Annotated in this window: 21 protein-coding genes; 6 read left to right on the top strand and 15 right to left on the bottom strand. The window is 65.2% G+C overall.

The annotated features are described in order from the left end of the window. Positions 1-9: 9 nt before the first annotated feature. Positions 10-408, bottom strand: a complete 399-nt coding sequence (locus ACTJK4_RS18100; RefSeq protein ID WP_440077423.1) for a cupin domain-containing protein — start codon at positions 406-408, stop codon at positions 10-12. 328 nt (positions 409-736) lie between these two features. Between ACTJK4_RS18100 and ACTJK4_RS18095 the strand changes: the two genes are divergently transcribed. Continuing rightward, entirely contained in the window at positions 737-988 is a 252-nt protein-coding gene (locus tag ACTJK4_RS18095; protein WP_027679343.1) for a hypothetical protein, read from the top strand. Positions 989-1048: 60 nt separating this feature from the next. Continuing rightward, positions 1049-1831 carry an alpha/beta fold hydrolase gene (locus ACTJK4_RS18090; RefSeq protein ID WP_440077422.1) on the top strand — a complete coding sequence of 261 codons (783 nt, stop codon included), beginning with the start codon at positions 1049-1051 and terminating at the stop codon, positions 1829-1831. A gap of 22 nt (positions 1832-1853) precedes the next feature. On the opposite strand, the gene ACTJK4_RS18085 is transcribed toward ACTJK4_RS18090, so the two are convergent. The 11 genes from ACTJK4_RS18085 to ACTJK4_RS18035 form a co-directional block, all read right to left on the bottom strand. Then, entirely contained in the window at positions 1854-2945 is a 1092-nt protein-coding gene (locus ACTJK4_RS18085) for an acyl-CoA desaturase (protein ID WP_440818589.1), read from the bottom strand. Further along, positions 2929-4059: a sterol desaturase family protein gene (locus ACTJK4_RS18080; RefSeq protein ID WP_440077420.1), complete on the bottom strand. Its 1131-nt coding sequence runs from the start codon at positions 4057-4059 to the stop codon at positions 2929-2931. The genes ACTJK4_RS18085 and ACTJK4_RS18080 overlap by 17 nt, the downstream gene beginning before the upstream one ends. Further along, positions 4056-4679 carry a phosphatase PAP2 family protein gene (locus tag ACTJK4_RS18075; RefSeq protein WP_440077419.1) on the bottom strand — a complete coding sequence of 208 codons (624 nt, stop codon included), beginning with the start codon at positions 4677-4679 and terminating at the stop codon, positions 4056-4058. The genes ACTJK4_RS18080 and ACTJK4_RS18075 overlap by 4 nt, the downstream gene beginning before the upstream one ends. After that, positions 4676-5986 carry a F390 synthetase-related protein gene (locus ACTJK4_RS18070; RefSeq protein ID WP_322017807.1) on the bottom strand — a complete coding sequence of 437 codons (1311 nt, stop codon included), beginning with the start codon at positions 5984-5986 and terminating at the stop codon, positions 4676-4678. The genes ACTJK4_RS18075 and ACTJK4_RS18070 overlap by 4 nt, the downstream gene beginning before the upstream one ends. Next, positions 5983-6789 (bottom strand): MBL fold metallo-hydrolase, encoded by an 807-nt coding sequence (locus ACTJK4_RS18065; protein WP_440077417.1) that lies wholly within the window; start codon positions 6787-6789, stop codon positions 5983-5985. The genes ACTJK4_RS18070 and ACTJK4_RS18065 overlap by 4 nt, the downstream gene beginning before the upstream one ends. Then, on the bottom strand, positions 6777-7793 hold the full coding sequence (locus tag ACTJK4_RS18060; protein ID WP_440077416.1) for an NAD-dependent epimerase/dehydratase family protein: 1017 nt from the start codon (positions 7791-7793) through the stop codon (positions 6777-6779). Before ACTJK4_RS18060 ends, ACTJK4_RS18065 begins: the two co-directional genes overlap by 13 nt. Beyond that, positions 7790-8776 (bottom strand): 3-oxoacyl-[acyl-carrier-protein] synthase III C-terminal domain-containing protein, encoded by a 987-nt coding sequence (locus ACTJK4_RS18055; protein ID WP_440077415.1) that lies wholly within the window; start codon positions 8774-8776, stop codon positions 7790-7792. The genes ACTJK4_RS18060 and ACTJK4_RS18055 overlap by 4 nt, the downstream gene beginning before the upstream one ends. Before the next feature lie 160 nt (positions 8777-8936). Next, the gene (locus tag ACTJK4_RS18050) at positions 8937-9641 is read right to left on the bottom strand and encodes a Crp/Fnr family transcriptional regulator (protein WP_316869613.1); all 705 of its coding nucleotides are present in this window, start codon (positions 9639-9641) and stop codon (positions 8937-8939) included. Then, positions 9634-10269 (bottom strand): 2-hydroxychromene-2-carboxylate isomerase, encoded by a 636-nt coding sequence (locus tag ACTJK4_RS18045; RefSeq protein WP_260801396.1) that lies wholly within the window; start codon positions 10267-10269, stop codon positions 9634-9636. The genes ACTJK4_RS18050 and ACTJK4_RS18045 overlap by 8 nt, the downstream gene beginning before the upstream one ends. Before the next feature lie 9 nt (positions 10270-10278). After that, positions 10279-10953, bottom strand: a complete 675-nt coding sequence (locus ACTJK4_RS18040; protein ID WP_440077413.1) for a 3-oxoacid CoA-transferase subunit B — start codon at positions 10951-10953, stop codon at positions 10279-10281. A gap of 29 nt (positions 10954-10982) precedes the next feature. Next, on the bottom strand, positions 10983-11744 hold the full coding sequence (locus ACTJK4_RS18035) for a CoA transferase subunit A (protein WP_316869616.1): 762 nt from the start codon (positions 11742-11744) through the stop codon (positions 10983-10985). A gap of 253 nt (positions 11745-11997) precedes the next feature. On the opposite strand from ACTJK4_RS18035, the gene ACTJK4_RS18030 reads away from it, so the two are divergent. Further along, on the top strand, positions 11998-13215 hold the full coding sequence (locus ACTJK4_RS18030; RefSeq protein WP_260801399.1) for a cation:proton antiporter domain-containing protein: 1218 nt from the start codon (positions 11998-12000) through the stop codon (positions 13213-13215). 43 nt (positions 13216-13258) lie between these two features. Then, positions 13259-13813, top strand: coding sequence for an NADPH-dependent FMN reductase (locus ACTJK4_RS18025; protein ID WP_433867799.1), 555 nt, complete (start codon positions 13259-13261; stop codon positions 13811-13813). A 411-nt stretch (positions 13814-14224) separates the two neighbouring features. On the opposite strand, the gene ACTJK4_RS18020 is transcribed toward ACTJK4_RS18025, so the two are convergent. Further along, positions 14225-14908, bottom strand: coding sequence for a hypothetical protein (locus ACTJK4_RS18020; protein ID WP_440077412.1), 684 nt, complete (start codon positions 14906-14908; stop codon positions 14225-14227). Between the two features lie 289 nt (positions 14909-15197). On the opposite strand from ACTJK4_RS18020, the gene ACTJK4_RS18015 reads away from it, so the two are divergent. After that, on the top strand, positions 15198-15905 hold the full coding sequence (locus ACTJK4_RS18015) for a GNAT family N-acetyltransferase (RefSeq protein ID WP_440077411.1): 708 nt from the start codon (positions 15198-15200) through the stop codon (positions 15903-15905). Between the two features lie 9 nt (positions 15906-15914). Here ACTJK4_RS18015 and ACTJK4_RS18010 read toward each other — a convergent pair whose 3' ends face one another. Together ACTJK4_RS18010 and ACTJK4_RS18005 are read right to left on the bottom strand one after the other, a co-directional pair. Further along, positions 15915-17528 carry a hypothetical protein gene (locus ACTJK4_RS18010; RefSeq protein ID WP_440077410.1) on the bottom strand — a complete coding sequence of 538 codons (1614 nt, stop codon included), beginning with the start codon at positions 17526-17528 and terminating at the stop codon, positions 15915-15917. Positions 17529-17681: 153 nt separating this feature from the next. Continuing rightward, complete coding sequence (locus tag ACTJK4_RS18005) at positions 17682-18347, bottom strand: FlxA-like family protein (RefSeq protein ID WP_440077409.1); 666 nt, start codon at positions 18345-18347, stop codon at positions 17682-17684. Here ACTJK4_RS18005 and ACTJK4_RS18000 point away from each other — a divergent pair. Continuing rightward, on the top strand, positions 18337-18801 hold the full coding sequence (locus ACTJK4_RS18000) for a hypothetical protein (RefSeq protein WP_440077408.1): 465 nt from the start codon (positions 18337-18339) through the stop codon (positions 18799-18801). The genes ACTJK4_RS18005 and ACTJK4_RS18000 overlap by 11 nt on opposite strands. Positions 18802-19332 lie beyond the last annotated feature (531 nt).

Below are 19332 nucleotides of genomic sequence, written 5' to 3'. Positions count from 1 at the left end.
AGCAGCGGATTAGTGAACAAGCGTGACCAGCGGCTCACCGGACTTCACGACATACGTCGCCAGTTCCGATGCCTTGCCGCTGCCGACGTTTCTTGCCGAGTGCGCAACGCCTGCCGGAATGAACAGCGAATCGCCGGCTTGCAGCGTCACGGGCGGCTGGCCCTCCAGCCGGTATTCGATCGTGCCTTGCAGGACGTGCGCGATTTCCTCGCCAGGGTGGACATGTGCGGGGGCAAACGCACGCTCGTCAAAATCCACACGCACTTGCAGGGTCTCGCGGCCAGGCGTGCTCAGGTCGTGATGGACGAGGTCGGTCCGATGCACGCCGGCGGCTTGCGCAAATGCGTTGTGCGCACTTAGCGCGCCTGCGAGTACGAGCAAGGTTGCGGTCAATCGATTCGGTTGCATGAGGGCTCCAGTGATCAAGGATGGATGACGAGGCGGGGTCTTGCTCTCCTCGTTTCCAGCATTGGGCGCCCGCGATGTATCCGGTCGGTTTCACGATGCCGCCGATTTGTATTGCTTTGTAGCAACGGGCGTCGATGCAGCGGGTTTTGTATGCGTTTGTATCCGGCGGCAGCTCCGGTACACGTCCAGACAAAACGGGCAGCACATCGCTACGTGGCGGATACGTGAGGCGCCTTAAATGCATTCCGTGGCCACGACGCCGGCCTGATGCCAAGCAAGGCACCGGCGGGCCGCAATCCCAACCCAACTGTTCAAAAGGAAAACGATCATGACCCGCAATCTCGCCAAGACCCTTGCTGTTGTTGCCCTCGCTGTGGCCGCTGCCGGTGCGCAAGCCGCTTCATCCGTCGGCGCCCGCGACCCGTACACCGAAGGCGCCCGTGCCGTGCAGAGCGCGGTGGATGCCTACACCGAGGGCGCGCGTTCGTCCGACGTCTATACGGACGGTGCGCGCTCCACCGACATCTACACCGACGGTGCCCGCAGCGCGAACCCGTACTACGACGGCGCGCACGCCTGAAGCAGCGGCCTCGCGAACACCCCATCCCAATAAGAACCGAACAGACAACAAGGACCCGACATGTTCAACCGCAAAGCCGTCTCCATCGCAGCGCTGGCACTTGGCATGGCCGCCAGTGCGCCCCTGTTGGCCGCCACGGCAGCCGACGCCGATCAACCTTCCGTCGTGATCGTGCACGGCGCCTTTGCCGATGGGTCCGACTGGGCCAAGGTGATTCCGCTGCTGCAGGCCAAGGGCGTGAAGGTGCAGGCGGTGCAGAACGGGCTGAACTCGCTGGCCGACGACGTGGCCGCCACGCGCCGCGCCATCGGCAACCAGCCGGGCAAGGTCGTTCTGGTGGGGCACTCATGGGGCGGCACGGTCATCACCGAAGCCGGTGCGGACAGCAAGGTTGCGGGCCTGGTGTACGTGGCGGCATTTGCGCCGGACGCCGGCCAGTCGACGGAAGAGGTGGGCAAGGACTACGCGCCCGCGCCGGGCATCGGCAAGCTCGTCGCCGACGCCAACGGCTATCTGTCACTGCCCGCCGCGGCGCTGGCGAGCGACTTTGCGCAGGATGTGCCCGCCGCGCAGGCACGCGTGATGGCCGCTACGCAAGGTCCCATCAAGGCCACGGCATTTGGCGAGCGCACCACGGTGGCGGCATGGCAGAGCAAGCCGTCGTGGTTCATCGTCAGCGCGCACGACCGCATGATCCAGCCGGATCTGGAACGCGCCATGGCCAGGAAGATTGGCGCCAAGGTGACGACACTGCCGACGAGCCACGTGCCGCAGCAGTCGCGGCCGCAGGATGTGGCAAAGGTGATTCTCGATGCGGTGCACGCGGTCGAGGCGCGCAACTGAGCCCGCGGGTGTTGCCTGCGCGTCAGTTCGGGCGTTGACCCATGGCGCGCAGGAAGGTCTGCTGCGCGGTCAGCAACTCGCGGTAGGTGAGCGCGCGGTAGTCAAGTCCATGGGCGCGCGCCACCTCCGCCACACGTGCGGCCAGCGCGGGATAGTGCCGGTGGCTATAGGTTGGGAAGAGGTGATGCGTCAGGTGCCAGTTCAGGCCGCCGAGCCAATAGCCGATCCACGCCGGTTGCGGTTGCCAGTCGCAGGCGGTGTGGAATGCATGCTCGTGCCACGTGTGCGGCAGCTGGCCCGATTCGGGCGGCAGATAGAACGTCACGTCCGCCCAGTGCGTGCCCAGGATCAGCGCGACCAGCACGCATGACGCCAGCATCTGCCCCGCGAAGTAGCCGAACGCCACCCAGCCCCAGCCGAGGCCAAGCTGGTGCGCCACCCACGCCGGCACCGCCACCGCAATCAGCAAGTGCAACGTCTTCGCAGACAGGAACGTCGCCCAGCCGCGCAGGCCGGGCAACACGCGATCCGCCGCCAGCGGCGTGAGGCCAAGGCGATCCGACCAGTCGTAGATCCAGTTGATGTACGGCAACGACAGCGCGGCAATCAGCGGCCAGTAGCGATGCTGATAGCGAAACTGCGGATACCACGGCTGAAAGGGCGTCTGCCGCAGGAACCGGTTTGCAGCGGTGTCGAGGTCGTAGTGCTCCACGTTGGCATGCGCGTGGTGATAGTGCACGTGGCGCACCGTCCAGTAGGCCGGCTCGATGCCGAGCGGGATGGCGGTCACACGCGTCATGAGGCCATCCAACCATGCCCAGGGCGAGAGCGCCCGATGCGCGCCGTCGTGCAGCACGTTCATGGCCAGCAACATTGCGATGAACGGAAAGGCCATGTAGGCGAGCACGAAAGCCGTCGCATTCGTGGCCGTGACCATGGCGCCACACAGCAGCGCGGATACCACAACGAGGAAGGCGCCCTTGGCAATGAACTGCGCATCGGCAAAGCGATGGTCGCTGCATGCCTGCAGATGGTCGTGCGCGACACGGCGCAAATCGTCGGCGAGTGATGACGAGCGCGGTGAAGCGTAGCGGAGCTTAGCGAGATTCGGCATGCGGCGACGAAGAGAGCGGCGATTCGGTCCGCAGCGCATGCCACAGTCCACAAGCAAGACCATGCAACCCGAGCGCAACGGCCAACGTGTCGGACAATGCATCGCCCGCGCCGCATATGCCGATCATCAGCACGGGCAGCGCAAGCGCCAGCAGCGGCCAAAGCCAGCGGCCCCAACCGCGCCCGTCGGACAAACCGCCCAGCGCCAACGTGAGCAGCAGGATGAGGGTGAACCAGACCGCTTGCCAGTGTTCGGGCCACAGGCCATCGGTGCGCACATAGTCGATCACCACGCCAAACAGCAGCACACCGCCGGTGGCGATCCAGCCGGCCGGCGTGGCACGCGTATCGCGTTGCAAATGCGGCGTACGCAGCCCCAGCCATTGCAATGCCGGCACCACGTTGGCCCAGAACGGGTTGTCGCTGTGGGTGGGCCTGTGCACGCCATAGCGGATGGGTACGTCGGGCAACGCGCGCTGATACGTGGCGAACAGCTTGTCCCAGAGGAGCAGCGTGCCGCCGAAGTTGCGGTCGATGTACTCGGGGTTGCAGCCGTGATGCACGCGGTGGTTGGCGGGTGTGACCATGAAGCGGTCCAGCACGCCCGAGCGGCCGACCAGTCCACAGTGGTTGTAGAACTGCACCGAGTAATGCAGGCCCGACACCGCCACGAACATCTCCGGCGTAACACCCAGCAGCGCCAGCGGCACGAAAAACGGCAGCGATGTCAGCGACGACAGCCACGCGTTGCGCACGCCCAGCGACAGGTTGAAATGCTCGCCCTCGTGATGCACCGCGTGGATCGCCCACAGAAAGCCCAGCTTGTGGTGTGTGCGGTGCAGCCAATAGAAGCCGAGATCCCATGCAATAAAGGCGAAGGCCCAGCCCGCAATCGGATGCCAGCCATCCACCCAATGCAGGCTGGCATGGGCATATAGCCACGTAAAGCCAGCGACTTCCACGCCGCGGCACAGCCACATCAGCACGTGGCCCGAGTTCAGATTGAGGATGACGTCGCGCCACGGCACCGGCTGGCCGCGCCACCACTTGAGCGCAGCCAGTTCCAGCAACACGCAGCCGAGCATCAATGCAAGCGGCAGGGCAAAGGCATTCATGTGGACACCGGTTCGATGGAGAGCGTTGACGCGCGCCGCGCCAACCATAGACGGACAGCCGCGCCGCACAGCACGCCCACGGCTACGCCTGCAGACAGATCGAGGGCAACGTGCCGGCGCGTCTGGATCGTGGCGTACAGAATGCCGAGGCCCCAGGCTGCGGCGAGCGCCGTGCGCATCGGCCTGCGCGAATCGGCCAGCGCCCACACCGAGAGCAGTGTGAGCGCCCCATGCAGCGAGGGCAGGCAGTTCTGGCTCGAGTCCATGGCGATCAGCATGCGCTGCACGCTGCCGGGCAGCGATGCGTCCGTCAGCGGCGGGTAGTGCAGCGTGGTCGGCCACAGCAGAAACACAGCGCCGCTCACGAGCGCGCTCATCTGCATGGCGCGTTCCAGCCAGGGCAGGCGCGACATGTCGGCCCGCAGATACGCGAGCGGAATCAGCACGAAGAACGACACGTACAGCCAGATGCCTGACGTGCTGAACGGAATGGCGCGGTCCAGTGCGGTTTCGGGCACGACCGTGCCCGCTCCTTGCAGCGCCCCGCAAATGCCGTAGACGAGGCCCACTGAACACCAGCCCAGGGCCATATGACGCAGGCGCGTCGCAAGCTGGCTCATCGTGCCGCTCCTGACACTTTGAGTCGAACGATGCGGCGGCGCTTGGTGGTGAAGTCCGTGGCGATGCGCTCGGGCGTGGCGTGCCACGTCACGCGCGATGCATCGACGCCCTGGCACGCGAAGACATCGGCCAGGTGCGTCTGGCACGCGCGTGCAATGTCGGGGTCGGCCGGATGAATGGACAACGCCAGCGTGCTCGCATCGGTTTGGACCAGGCGGTAATCCGCATGCAGCGGCAGCGCCTGTGCCAGCGCCCGCGAACACACGTCCGCAAACAGCGTGACGGTACCGCCGCCCAGCGCGGGCAGGACGAGCGTATCGTCGCAGCGGCCTTCGATGCGCTCGATGGCCATGGCCGGGTTACCGCATGGGCAAGCGCCCAGCGCCGGGTCGCGGCGGATAAGGATGTCATCCAGCCGGTAGCGCACGATGGGCTGTGTGCTGCGTGTGAAATCTGTAATGACGGGGACGAAGCGTCGTGCGTCCAGCCATTGCGGCTCGATGTGAACGTGCGCTTCGTTCAGGTGCAGCGTGCCGTGCGGGCAGGTCGCGCCCAGGAACCCTTCGGTGGCCTGATAGACCTCGCCGACGTTACCAAAGGCCTGCGCAAGCAGTGCGCGGTCCATCGGCTCCAGCACTTCGGCGCCGGACAGCACCTGCACTGGCGCGATGTCGAGCCTCCCTGCCAGCTTCTCCATGGCGAGCGCACGCAGCACCTGCGCGGGCCCCACGATGATGGTCGGCTGCAATGCTTCCAGCGGCGCGCGGTGCGAATCGAACGGCGCAAACAGATCGAAGAACGAGAACGTCAGCCACGGGTTGCGCACGGCCGTGTACAGATTGCTGTTGGCACGTAGGAACAGCGCGACGCGTTCGCCATGCAACAGGCCGCGCGGCAGCAGCTTGGCGAGCAGGATGCCGGCCCACTGCGCGCGCTCGGTCGGGCTGACGACAAATACGCCGCGTCCGCCCGATGTGCCAGATGACAAGCCCACCGAATACGCACCGACCGTCGGCCGGAAATCGCGCGACTGCTCGGCCTGCTGCGCGCACGCGAGCACGTCGGCCAGACGCAGGCCGGCGGTGTTCATGGCGTCGAAATTGGCCATCATCGTGGCCTTGTCCATCAACGGCCACTCGTGCATCGGCTTCGATGCGAACGTGCGGAAATACGGGCTGCGGGTCAGCACGCGTTGCGTGAAGCGCTTGATTTGCCGCTGCTGATGCGCTTCCAGCGCAGCGCGATCAGCCAGCCGCAACCGGCGCGTTTGCCAGTACGACCACAGCAGGCGGTGCAACGCCGTCACAACGCCCCCTCGTGTGTGAGCAGGATGCGCACATGGCCGCCCGCATCGAGCGCGTGCAGCTTGCGCAGCGTGTCGAAGTAGGCGTGGCGGTCTTCCATGATCGAATACGCGAGCACCGACGGCCCGCGCAGCTCGCGATAGCTCAGCGGCGACCAGGCGGCGTCGGCGGCCAGCAACACCCAGCCTTCCTGCGTGCGCACGAACGCGCCGAGGTGTCCGGCGGCGTGGCCGGGCAGGGGCACGAGCAGTACGTCGCCGTTGCTGTTGGGCAAGGCCCAGGCGGAGCTGAATGGCGCCAGCTCCGGCGGCAGCGCGACTTGCTCGAACTGTTCGACAAAGCGCGTGCGCGTTTCAAAATCTTCGGGAATCAGCCCCGGCACGAAAGCACGCCGCAACGCGGAAACACCACGCAGCGCACGCAGGTGCATCCATCCCTCGCCGGAGCAGATGACGGGCACGCTCGGAAAGTCGCGCAGACCGGCAACGTGGTCACCGTGGAAATGCGAGACGATCAATCCATCCAGGTCAGCCGGGCGCATGCCCTGTTGTGCGAGCTGTGCTGCCATGGATTCCGATGTATCGAAATACACCGGCGTGACCTTGCGATAGATCGCAAACAGGCCGCTGCGCGTGTGGTCATGAAAATGCGAGGCATAGCCGGTGTCCCACAGCCAGCGGCGGCCTGCCGCTTCGATCAGCCATGCGCGTGCAGGGAAGGCGCAGGTACGAAAGCCCGCACCGCGCAGTGCCACGCACGCGGTGTGCGTGCAGTAGCCGGCTTCAAAGACCGTTAGCGTTGCCATATGCAGTTGCCCTGTTTGCGTAGCCAGTCGGCCGTGCGGCGGATGCCTTCGGCCATGTCGATGGGCGGCACGTAGCCGAGTTCGATGCGCGCGCGGTCGTTGGCGAGCGTCATGTCGTAGTGCAGGGCGGCGGCGCTGTAGCGCGTAAGCAGCGGCTCGCGACGCGTGAGAGCGCTGCCGGCTTCCATGACGCGTGCGGCCAATGCCATCGCCGGATACGGCACAGCGCGGATGCGGTAACGCAGGCCGAGCTGTTGCCCCAGCAATTGATCGAGCAGATCGCGCAGCGTAGCCGGTGCGTGGTTGGTGATGTTGTAGGCGGCGCCGGAAGGCACGCTCGCTGTGGTGGCGCATTGCATGGCATGCACCACGTTTTCTAGGTACGTCAGGTCCATGCGCGCCGCGCCGCCACGAGGCAGCGGCAGCACGCCGCCGCGCAGTTCCAGAAGATGCAGGATGCGCGGCAGCACCACGCGGTCATGCGGGCCGAACAGCCCGCGCGGCCGCAGGATGACGAAGTGCGTGCGGTGCTGCGTGGTCGCTTGCTGCTGGATGGCCGCTTCGGCCAGCATCTTGGTCGCCGCGTAATGATTGGCGAAGCGCGCAGGGCGATAGCTCTCCGGCAGATCGGCGTGATGCTGGTAGTCGAAATAGATCGACGGCGTGGAGATATGCAAGAAGCGGCGGACGCCACGCTTGACGGCACCTTCGGCCAGAGCGGCCGTTGCGCGCACATTGGCCGCGTAGAAGTCCTCATACGCGCCCCAGGGCGATGACAGCGCCGCGCAATGCCAGACCGTATCGACACCATCGAGCAGCGCATCGAGCGTGGCCGGTGTCAGTTGTGCCAAATCGGCCGGCACATAGTCGGCGCCACGGGCGGCAAAAGCGTGGCGTTGCGCGGCATCGCGGCCCGTCGCGCGCACGCGGGCGCCTTGCGCGAGCAGCGCGTCGACCGCGTTGCGGCCCAGCCCACCGGTGGCGCCCGTCACCAGCGTCGTCATAGCGTCAGCACCATGCCGCCGAGCGTCAGGCCGGCCGCCGTGCCGACCAGCAGCACCGGTTTGCCGGGCTCGATGCGTTGGGTCGTCACCGCTTCATGCAGCGCGGTGGGAATCGACGCGGCCACCTGGTTGCCGTGCTGCGCGTAGATATCGACCACGCTGGCTTCCGGCACGCCCAGCCGTTTGCGTAGATGCTGCATCCCAAGGTGGCTCGCCTGATGCGGCACGACGACATGCATGTCGTGCAGCGTGTAATGGCTGCCCGCGAAGAGGCGATCGAGGAACCCGTCCATCAATTGCGAGGCGAGCTTGAATACGCGCTTGCCATCCATGTGGAACAGGTAATCGGTGGGTTGCGCACCGGTGCGCGGGTTGCGGCGCGTGCCGCCCGCGCGGATTTCGCAATAGGCTTTGCCGGCGGGGTAGGTCTCCATGCGGTAGGCGTGGATGCCCGTGCCGGACACCGTAGGCGCCGCTTCAACGATGACCGCCGCTGCGCCATCGCCGAAGATCAACGCGGTCTCGGCATCGTCCCAGTCGATGCCGCGTGAGGCCAGGTCGGACGCCACCACGGCGATGCGCTTGTACGCGCCCGTGGTCAGCAAGCTGCTTGCCACATGCAGCGCCGTGAGGAAGCTCAGGCAGCTTGCGTTGACGTCAAACGCGGGCGTGCCGGCAGGCAGCCCGGCGGGCTCCAGGATGCGCGCGGCCGTGTTGGGCAGCGCCTGTTCCTGCACGCCCGAGGCGGAGATCAACAGGTCGATGGACGCGGCCGGAACATCGGCGCGGCGCAGCGCATCGCGCACGGCAGCGCCGGCGAGTTCCGACTGGTGCTCGGCCTGCGTGGCATGGTGACGGACGTCGATACCGGACTTCTTGCGCACGTACCCAGCCCGATGGCCCAGGCGGGCATCCAGTTCAGCGGACGTGACGTGTTGTTCCGGCAGCGCCTTGCCGGTGGAAAGCAGATGAATCGGCAGCATAGATGCAGGCACGCACGGCGTACGTTGCCCTGTTCCCTCTTCCGGCTGCTGAGCGCGCGAGGCGCATGCCGCAGCGTAATGATCTTGTCTTGTTGTGCCGCGATTCTAGCGGGTGCGGCCTGCTCTGCCGGATGAAGATTCGTTAATAATGGCGCCGTCTTCAGGCGCCGTAGCTACGCAGCCGATCGAGGTCGACGACCGTCACGCCGCCGTATTCCAGCCGGACCACGCCGTCCTTCTCCAGGGCCTTGAGCGACTGGTTGGCCACCTGCCGCGTCATGCCGGAAAGCAGGCCAAGTTCTTCCTGCGTGATCTCCAGGTGGTCGCCCGCGCCCGGGTAGAGCACCGGGTTGAACAACGATGCAATGCAACGCGCCAGCCGTGGCGTGACATCCAGCAGCCGGTCGTATTCCAGCAGCGCCATGAAGTGTCCGAGCCGCTCGTTGAGTTGCTTGACCAGGAAGCGGTTGAACGCCACGCTGTTTTCCACCAGCCACATGAAGGTGGCGCGGTCCATGAAGGCCATGCGCGTGTCGCGCAGCGCAACGATGTCGTAGCGGCGCGGCTCGTTCTTGAGCACCGTGCCTTCGCCAAACCAGCCGCCGGCCGGCACGCCCGTAAACGTGACGCTGCGCCCCTCGGGCGATACCGTGCCGATTTTGATAAGGCCCGTGACCACGCCCGTCCAGCTTTCCAGCAATGTGTTTTTCGGACAGATGCAGGCGCCGCGCGCGTAGGTTTTCTCAACGATGCCGGCGCAGGCGCGGTCGGCCTCTTCCGCGGGCAGGTCGATCGACCACGCCGCGATATGCGCCAGCCGTGCGCGGCTGATGCCGGGGCGCGAATTGGTGTCGTGTTCAGCCACGTTGAATGCCCACCGGCAGCCTGCTCACGCGCTGCGCTTCGGGCGTGGAGAGCCAGCCGGTGCGCAGGCTTTGCAGGAACATGTCGGTCGCGTCTTCCCCCCAGAACAGTTCGCCGTCGTGCACCAGCGTGGGCACGCCGAACACGCCAAGCGCGATGGCCGCGTCGGTGTGTGCACGCAGCGCGTCTTTCACGGCGGGCTGTTCGACAGCGGCGGCGCCTTCTGCAAAGCTGACCGCCTCGCACAGCGCGGCAAAGCCCTCGGGCGATGCCACATCGTTGCCATCGCGCCAGATATGCCGGAACACCGCGCGCACGGCATCGAGCGAGCCACCCATCGCAATCGTCAGCCGCAATGCCTTGATCGGGTTGAACGGGTGGGCGGGCGGCATGCGAAACGGAATGCCGAGCTGCTGCGCGCGAAACAGCGCGTGCCGGTACGTGAACACGCGCTTGGAGGTGATCTCCGCCGGGCCCTTCTGCCCCCAGTGATGCAGGATCGCACCCAGCACCAGCGGGCGCGGGCGGATGACGATGTCATTGGCCTCCTGCAGCGCATCGAACTGCTCCAGTTGCAGGTAGGCAAACGGCGAGATGACATCGAAGAACCAATCGACGGTGGTGGGCATGCAGTCTCCTCAGGCTGCGCGCATCTGCAGCAGCGGCGCCAGCGTAAAGGGCGCTGCTGTCATGGCGCGAATGTCGTCGAGTGTCGCATGCGAGAGGATTTCACGCAGCACCAGCCCCGCGTCGGTCACGTCGAACACGGCGTGCTCGGTAACGATGACCTTCACGCAGCGCCGGCCCGTAAGAGGCAGCGTGCAGCGCGGCAGGATCTTGGAGTTGCCGTGCTTGTCGGTGTGTGCCAGCGCGGCAATCACCTTGCGCGTGCCGTAGCAAAGGTCCATTGCCCCGCCAATGCCGGGCCACCATTTGCCGTTGCGATCGCACGCCCAATTGGCGAGGTTGCCCAGCGCATCCACCTGCAACGCGCCGAGGATCGTCACGTCGATGTAGCCGTTGCGCATCGCGCCCAGTGACGTGGCGAGGTCCATGAGCGCCGCGCCGGGCAGCAGGGTGATGGGCTCGCACCCGGCGTTGGTGAAGTCGCTGTCGATGGCGTCCAGCGCAGGGCGTCCGCCAAAGCCAAAGGCGCCGTTTTCGGTATGGAAGATGACGCCCGCATCGCCGTCCAGGTAGTTGGCCGTGAGCGTGGGGATACCCAGGCCAAGGTTGACGACTTCGCCCGCGCGCAGTTCTTGCGCGCAGCGGGCGGCAATGCGTTGCTTGGGCGTTTCGGGCAGAGCTTGCATGGCGGTCTCCTGGTGGTGTCGATCGACGATCAGGCTTCGGCAGCAGGCAGGCGGCCGAGCTTCGTCCAGTGGTGCTTGTAGAGCGCGTGCTGGTCTTGCAGCGACAGCCCTTGCACCACCGCATTGACGAACACGCCCGGGCAGCCGACGCGCTCGGGCGGAATCGTGCCCACCTCGACGATCTCGTTCACCTCGACGATGGTGTAGTCGCCGGCCATGGCAATGTCGCGCTGGTTCTGCAGCGCCGTGCCGCGAAACTCCACGTTGCCGAAGGTATCGGCGCGCCAACCCTTGATGATCGACACGTCGGCGCGCAGGGGCGGCTCCACGAAGCACGCCGTGCCATCGACGGTGATCGTCGGCTTGGGCGCACCGCGCTTGGGAAACATCCCGGGCTGGTCGAGGATGCCCACGCCCACCGGCACCAGCGCGCCGCCCAGGCCCAGCGCACCCGCGCGCACTTTCTCAGCCCAGGTGCCCATCGGAAAGAACTCGGCCACGTGCACGGAGTCGGTCAGGTACGCCTGGGTCGATTCATCCGTCGTGCCGACGTGCGTGCCGATGAACTCGGCCAACTGTCCTGAGCTGAACAGCCGGGCTTTGAGAAAGCCGCCGCGCAGCCCCGGCGTGTTGGTGATCAGCGTGAGTTGCCCGATGCCGCTGGCGAGCAGCGCCTCAATGCAGCAGGCCGGCTCGCCGGCACCCACGAATTCGCCCAGCATCAGGCGGCTGCCGTTGCGGACGTGGGCGATGGCCTCGTCCACGGAAAGGACTTTGTTGGCGTAGCGCATGTGTTGTCTCCTGGGGGGGGCGCCTGGCCGCCCTGGGGGAGCGGTCTGCGGCGCAGTGTAGGAGCGGTGTTTTCGGCGCGATGTCTTCTGCATGACATTTGCTTCGTAAGGTTTCGCAAAGGGCAATCCTTATAGTTGTGACGCGCCAAGAACAAATCCGCGCCGCGGTTGTCGCACAAGAGCCGCCCGGCCCTTTCCCTGCTGTTCCGCTCCTCCAGTCTTTGAACCCGCGCCATTCCCATTCCAGGACCGCATGCACGTAGACACCCCGCTCATCTCCACCATCATCGGTGGCATCGTGCTGGCCTTCATCTTCGGCACCATCGCCCAGCGCCTGCGGCTGCCGCCGCTGGTGGGCTACCTGATGGCGGGCGTGGTGGCCGGGCCGTTCACGCCCGGTTTCGTGGCCGATCAAAGCCTTGCGCCGCAACTGGCCGAACTGGGCGTAATCCTCCTGATGTTCGGCGTGGGGCTGCACTTCTCGATGAAGGAGTTGCTGGCGGTCAAGGCCATCGCCATTCCGGGGGCGATCGGGCAGATTGCGTTGGCCACGCTCATGGGCATGGGTCTGGCGTGGCTGCTCGGGTGGGATTGGGGGCCGGGCCTGGTGTTCGGCCTGGCGCTCTCGGTAGCGAGCACGGTGGTGCTCCTCAAGGCGCTGGAAGATCGCGGCATCGACAACTCGCACGAAGGCCATATCGCCGTCGGCTGGCTGATCGTGGAAGACCTCGTGATGGTGGTGACGCTCGTGTTGCTGCCGGCCTTGGCCGGCGCGCTGGGCGGCGCCGGCAGCACAACAGTCAGCACGTGGGACATCGTCAAGGTGCTGGCGGTCACGCTCTCGAAGGTGGTGGCGTTTGCCGCGCTGATGCTGGTGGTGGGCCGCCGCGTGATCCCGTGGATGCTCGAGCGCATCGTCATGACGGGCAGCCGGGAGCTGTTCCGCCTGGGCGTGCTGGCCACCGCGCTGGGCGTCGCCTATGGCGCGACGGTGCTGTTTGGGGTGTCGTTCGCGCTCGGCGCGTTCTTTGCGGGGATGGTGCTGGCCGAGTCCGAATTCAGCCAGCGCGCGGCGGAAGAATCGCTGCCGCTGCGCGATGCCTTTGCGGTGCTGTTCTTCGTGTCGGTGGGCATGCTGTTCGACCCAAGCGTGCTGATCGAAGACCCCTGGGCGGTGCTCGGCACGGTGCTGATCGTGGTGGTGGGCAAGTCGTTGGCAGCCTTTGCGGTGGTACGCGCGTTTGGTCACGGCAACCGCACGGCGCTCACGATTTCCGCCAGCCTCGCGCAGATCGGCGAGTTTTCGTTCATCCTGATCGGGCTGGGGATCAGCCTGGAAATCCTGCCCGACCGGGCGCGCGGGCTGCTGTTGTCGGCGGCGATCCTGTCGATTCTGCTGAACCCGCTGATGTTTGCCTTGATCAACCGCCTCAAGCGGGAGGTGGCCCCTGAACCGGCCACGGCGGATTGAGCGTCAGCCCTGGCCCGAACTGTTTTGCACGCAAGGAGTGTTCATGAGCAACTTCACTATCGGAGTGATCGTCGGCAGCCTGCGCAAGGCGTCGTTCAACCGCCAGCTGGCGCAGGCGCTGGTGGGCTTGCTGCCGTCGGGCGCGACGGCGGAGTTCATCGAGATTGGCGAGCTGCCGCTCTACAACCAGGATCTGGATGCCAGCCTGCCCGAGCCCGTGCAGCGCTTCAAGGCAGCAGTGGCGGGCGTAGATTCCGTCCTGTTCGTCACGCCGGAATACAACCGCGGCATACCGGGCGTGCTGAAGAATGCGATTGACTGGGGTTCTCGGCCGTACGGCCAGAGCGTGTGGGGCGGCAAGCCGGCGGGCATTGCGGGCGCTTCGCCGGGCGCCATCGGGACGGCGCTGTCACAGGCGCAATTGCGCAATGTGCTCGCGGCGGTCGGCGTGAAGGTCTTGCCGTTGCCGGAGGTGTTCTTCCACTTTGCGGGAGAGCCCTTTGATGCCCAGGGCGGGGTGACGGATGCGCGGACGCGCCAGTTCTTGCAGGGGTTTGTCGACCGATTCGTTGAGTGGGCCGGTCAGAAGCCAGCCTGACGAATCGATCAACCGGGGTGTTCAGGGCCGGGCGGGGAAGGGGTTCCCGCTCGGCCGTTTTGCCTTTAGGGCAGGGACGTTAAGCCAGGAAAGCGGCGGCGCTGATGAGCCAGCCTGCTGCCACGCAGCTCGCAATCCAGGCGGCCATGACGGCGCCAATATCCAACCATTTCATCATTGTTCTCCTTACAACACTTGCATTGCTTGTTCAGGCAATCGATGTCTGAACAACTGTCACGAAGTGTAGGTGTTGCAATGCGGAAGAACAATACGGCGTCGGGTGAACAGACTGTTCCAAGAGTAACAACAGATTTCAGCCCTTGCGTGGACGGGCCTGCGCTTAGGAGCCAGGGGCGTCACGCGCGCTACACTTGTTGTTGCGTTGCAACAATTACGGCGAAAGCTCGGCGGCTATTTCGTCCGGAAGGTCGCAGCCACCAAATCGGCAAAACGTGCCTCTTCGGCAAACTCGGCAGCGTTGTCGTGCCCCGCGGTGCCGAATATTCGGAGCAAGTAGACCGCGCCGTTGCCAAAGAACGCATACCCGCGCACCACGACCGTCCGTGCCGTGGAGGTGCTCCATTCGCCCTCCCAGTAGATCAACCGGCGCCCTGCCAGCACCTGCTGCGACGGCGCCTTGCCGCGCACGAGGCGTGCAGCCCAGGCCGGGCGATCGCCATGCACGCGCGATTCCATGTGGTTGAGCAGGATTGCCAGATCGCGCGGGCGCAGGGTTTCAAGATAATCCGGCGTGCCTTTGTCGAAATCGGATTTACGTACCGTCACCAGCGCGAAGCTCTCCGGCGCTACGGTCTGCTGCGCGAACACCAGCCGCGATGGGCCGAATGGCGAGTTGATGGTCGCCGCAACAGAAGGAATGGGCGTTTCTGTGTTCAGCCGCAATGGGCCCCACGTGCGGGGCAGGGCGACGCTCGCGCCCGCGTCAATGCGTTGCGTGACTGGGTAGGCAAACCGGGGCGCCGCCAGGGTCGGGCACCAAGGTGCCATGCCGGCCAAGGCAAGCCATGCGGCCGCGCATGCGTATCGGGCGCCTCGACTCCAGCGGCGGTACCACTCTGCAATGAACGGCGCCACTCGCGGGCTCCTGGCAGAAAAGATGACGGACGATTCCGAGGGCGCGTGCATACCCCTGCACAGCAATGGCTATGCCCGCGCCTATGTGTGGCGCCGTCTTCCCCCGCTGCCAACATATCGATTTGTACGCACCCGCGCTATCGGCGTGTGGCGGGGCATCGAACGGATTAATCCGGGCGTGGGGTTGTTGGTGTGGCTCCATCACAATGCGATTCCATGGCTCTTTCCATGGAGCCAGGACGTTCGGTAGGGTGAAGGCTTCTTGTTGTTCTCGATCCAGGTTCGACGCATGCCCACCCTCAACGCTTATCAGCAACCCATTGGCGCGCCGCTGCCCGACTGGACGGCCCGGCCTCTGCCGCCGCACACGCCGCTCCCTGGCCGCTACTGTCGGCTTGAGCCGCTTGACGCTGCCCGCCATGCCGACGCGTTGTTCGAGGTGTTCAGCCAGGCCCCGGACGACCGCGTCTGGACGTACATGGTGGAAGGCCCGTTTGCCGATACGGCAGCGCACCGCGCCTATATCGAGCGCATTGCGGCCAAGCGCGATCCGCTGCAATACGCAGTCGTCGACATGCGCACCGATCGCCCGGTCGGCACGCTGGCGCTGATGCGCATCACGCCCGATCACGGCGTGGTGGAGGTGGGGGCGGTTACGTTTTCGCCGTTGCTGCAACGCACGCCGGCATCGACCGAAGCGCAGTTCCTGCTGATGAAGCACGTCTTTGAAGACCTCGGCTACCGGCGCTATGAGTGGAAATGCGACAGCCTGAACGCGCCGTCGCGGCAGACCGCGCAGCGGCTGGGCTTTCAGTTCGAGGGCATCTTCCGCCAAGCGGTGGTCTACAAGGGCCGCAGCCGCGATACCGCGTGGTTCTCCATCATCGATGCGGATTGGCCGCAGGTGCGGGCCGCTTTCGAGCAATGGCTGTCACCGGAGAACTTTGACGAAGAAGGGCGCCAGCGGGCATCACTGGCTGCATTGCGTCCTGCCTGATGCCTCTTGCTACGAATCGGGCGCTGACGTATCGGCAAACATGCCGCGCAGTGCCAGCGCACGTTCGGTTTCGGGTAGGGCCAGGATGGAGCGCGAAAAACCGATCAGCGCCTGGCAGCGTTCGGCCGGTGGTGCGGAGTGGCGCAGCGCCGGGACGGTCAGCACGCGTTGTTCATTGAGGGGAAGCGCGGCCATGGCCAGTTGCAGCACCGGCAGGGTTTGTGCGCGCGTCACAACGGGCGCGTGGTCCGGGTCGGCGGCCTGCATCAGGTCTGAGAACAAGGCCTGCTCGCGGGTGACCAGCGCGCGCGGCAATCGAGCGGCAGCAGCGCTTGCCCCGGAGGTGCCTTCGAGATAAGCCACGCAGGCTTCGGGGCTCATACGCTGCAGGGCCTGGGCCTGTTCAAGCGTGAGTTCTGCGTTGGCAAAGAGCAGGGCGTTGGGCGCGGTCGGAATCAGCGCGCGGTACAGCTTGCCCGTCTGCTCGCGCAGCAGTGCCACCACCTGCGCATCGGTAACGTTGCGCCGCAGTTCTGGCCACAGCGTATCGATCAGGCGGCTGAAGTGTGCCGGGTATTTGCGCTCCAGCGTTGCATACAACGGCGCGCTGCGCAGTTCAGCGGCCAGGGCTTCGCGGGTATTCAACTGCGTGGCCATGGTCGCGTATTCGCCCCCGGGCGACGGGCGGGTGACGACGTGGTCGGCCAGCAGTTCCTGCGCGGTGGGAAACCACATCTGGTCGAACGGCGTGTCCTGCACGCGGCGCACGAAGGCGTCGGGCAGGCCCGCGTCTGAATACGCGCGCCAGAGTTCGCTGTCGGTGGCGCCCGGGGTCTGGTCGTGATCGGCGCCTACCGCGCGCGGGCGGTGGAAGCCGATGCGTGCGCCCGGTGCGGCGGCGCGGTCAACGCCTGCCAGGAAGGCGATCGTGCACGCCGAGGCACAGGTGCGTTCAACATACGTGCGCAGATGGTGCCGGCGGATGACGTCCGCCACCAGCGTCCCTTCGCGCAGCCAGCCGCCTTCCGAGCGCAGCACGACGGCCACGGCGTTCGGCGCCTTGCGCAGCGCGGCTTCCAGTGCATCGGCGGCGCCGTCGTTCATGCCGCCGTTGAAGAGGACGGCGCGTCCGTCGCGTTGCGGTGTCACCGTAAAGGGCGATGCCGCTTGCTCACCCAACGCGGTGCGCAGATGCGCGCTCAGCCGCGGCCCATCGTTGATGAGGCGCGAGCCGGTGCCCACGGCGCCAAGCACGATCATCACCTTGGCGATCAAGGGCCACAGGTTCGACATGCCGGCACGCCGGTTGCGCGCCTGTTCTCGATCGGCCGAACGCCAGGTGCCGACTACCGCCCAGATCCACAGCGCCAGCCCCATCACGTAAATCACGAGCAACGCCGAAGATGCCGCGCGCGCCGGTGCGTTATGCGCCAGCGCATGCGTGACGCCGGCGCTGAGCGCCACCACGCCAAATTGCATCAGCGCGGTGTGCAACCAATACGAGCGGGCGAGGTTGTAATCACCGCGCCAGTGGCGTGCAAAGAAATTGCGCGAGAGCGTGCGTTCCGGATGCGGATCGGCGGGGGCGGTTGGGGGCAGGGCGTCGCTGGCGGCGGAGGTCATGCGTGTTCTCGATGCCGCACACAGGATGGCGGCGCGGCGATTGTCGCCGTCGGCACCGCAAGCTGGCGTCCCCCCGATGGGAGGGGGTGGAAAAGGAGGTGGTCAGGCATCGGCAACTGGCGCCATCAAGGACAGGTCGCCGCGTTGCCGCCTTCAGGCCCTGACGGAAACCAGCGGTGGCTTGGCCGGCGTGATGGCCTCTGCGCTGGCGGGGTGCGCTGACTGCGCTGACTGCTCGGACTGAGCCTGCGTTGCTTCGCGGGTATGCAGGCGGGCATCGCTCGCCGTGGACGAGCCGGTCACCTTGTCCGTCGTGCGGGCCTTGGCCGCTGCGTCGGTATTGCCTGTGCCAGAAGCGCTTTTCGATGCGTTGTGTCGGTTTTCCAACCGGGTTTGCGCCTGCTCCAGGCCGTTCTGCGCCTGAAGGCGAGCGATTTGCGCCTGCACGATCTGAATCTGCTGGCTGAGCAACTGTGCCTGCTCGCGGGCCTGATCCGGCGGCAGATTCTGCCCGGGCAGATCCTGCATCGACTTCTGCAGGTTCTTGAGCTGGCGCTGCAGGCGCTCGATGTCGCCGGCCGAACTGCTCCCGCTGCCCGATGCGCCGGCGGTCGCAGTAGATACGGAAGGGGAAGAAAGTTGCATGGCCGTCTCGCTGATCAGTACGCCCTTCATCGGAAGGCCGGCGGAAAACTTTAGCGTTCGTGCGAACAATTCTCGAAAATCTTCAATGTTCTGTGTATGAGAACGTGATTTCTCCAGAAAGAGCACAGGCCCCAACGATCTGATCGTCGCCCGCAACGGCGATGTGTATTTCACCGACCAAGGCCAGACCGGCCTGCATGACCCGACCGGCCGTGTGTATCGCCTGTGCACGGATGGCCGGCTCGATTGCCTGCTCGCCAATGGCCCGAGCCCGAACGGTTTGGTGCTGACGCCAGACGAATCCGCGCTGTTCGTTGCCATGACGGGCGACAACGCCCGTTGTCTCGCCGGATGGCGAACCGCTGGACCGCGCCGCATCACGATTGACGGCACACGTGAGCTGTTGCCGCAGCTCACGTTGTCCTACAGCTGTCCTACAAAGAGGGTGGCCGTCCAATCGTCAAAATTCCCGCATTTTTCGCTCTGCAGACGGCCATGCAGCACTTTTTGCTGCTCCGCATCAAAAGAAGTGGCGCCCCCTTCCTTTCCAGCTCGGGCAACCCTGTGGCACGGCTGGTTTTTGTACTTTTTAAGTAGACGTGTCTTTTTTAGTAAAACAAACGAGTAGGAGGTGTCCTACAAAATCGCCATTTGACTGTAGGAGCGTTCCTACAAAACCAGCCAAAAACGGGTCGGAACTGTCCTACACGACGTGTAGGAGTGGGTCAGAAGTGTCCTACAAGCGGTTAACCCGGCATCCGATGCTCACAGTCGCAGAAGTGCGACGCCTTCTTTGTCGATTTCTGACAACTTTAGGCAATTTAATTGCTATCTTTCGCCGTTCATTGGGGTAAATACGTGTCAAACGCCCGCTTTAGCGCATCGTCTACCCAGGGCCGTTGCGTCGGCAAAGGCTTCATTTGCAACGTTTATTAACAGATTTGTAGGAAAATTGCCTACAAGAGAACGGACTACCTCACCCCCCTGACGTAGGGGTCCCCCCTTCTTTACTTAGCCCGGACGTAAACCCACAATGTGTTCAACAGAAAACAACTTCGCCATGTCTTTAGCGACGTGAGTAAGAAGGAGCAGGAAGTGCCGGCAACGGCGCCGACTGCAGGAACATCCGATCTGTGGGGATTGGTGAACAGCCCGGCGA

The organism is Ralstonia sp. 22111 (assembly GCF_052045895.1).
Lineage (GTDB): Bacteria > Pseudomonadota > Gammaproteobacteria > Burkholderiales > Burkholderiaceae > Ralstonia > Ralstonia wenshanensis.
The sequence above is the reverse complement of the archived record's forward strand: the minus strand, read 5'-3'. Positions and strand labels throughout refer to the sequence as shown.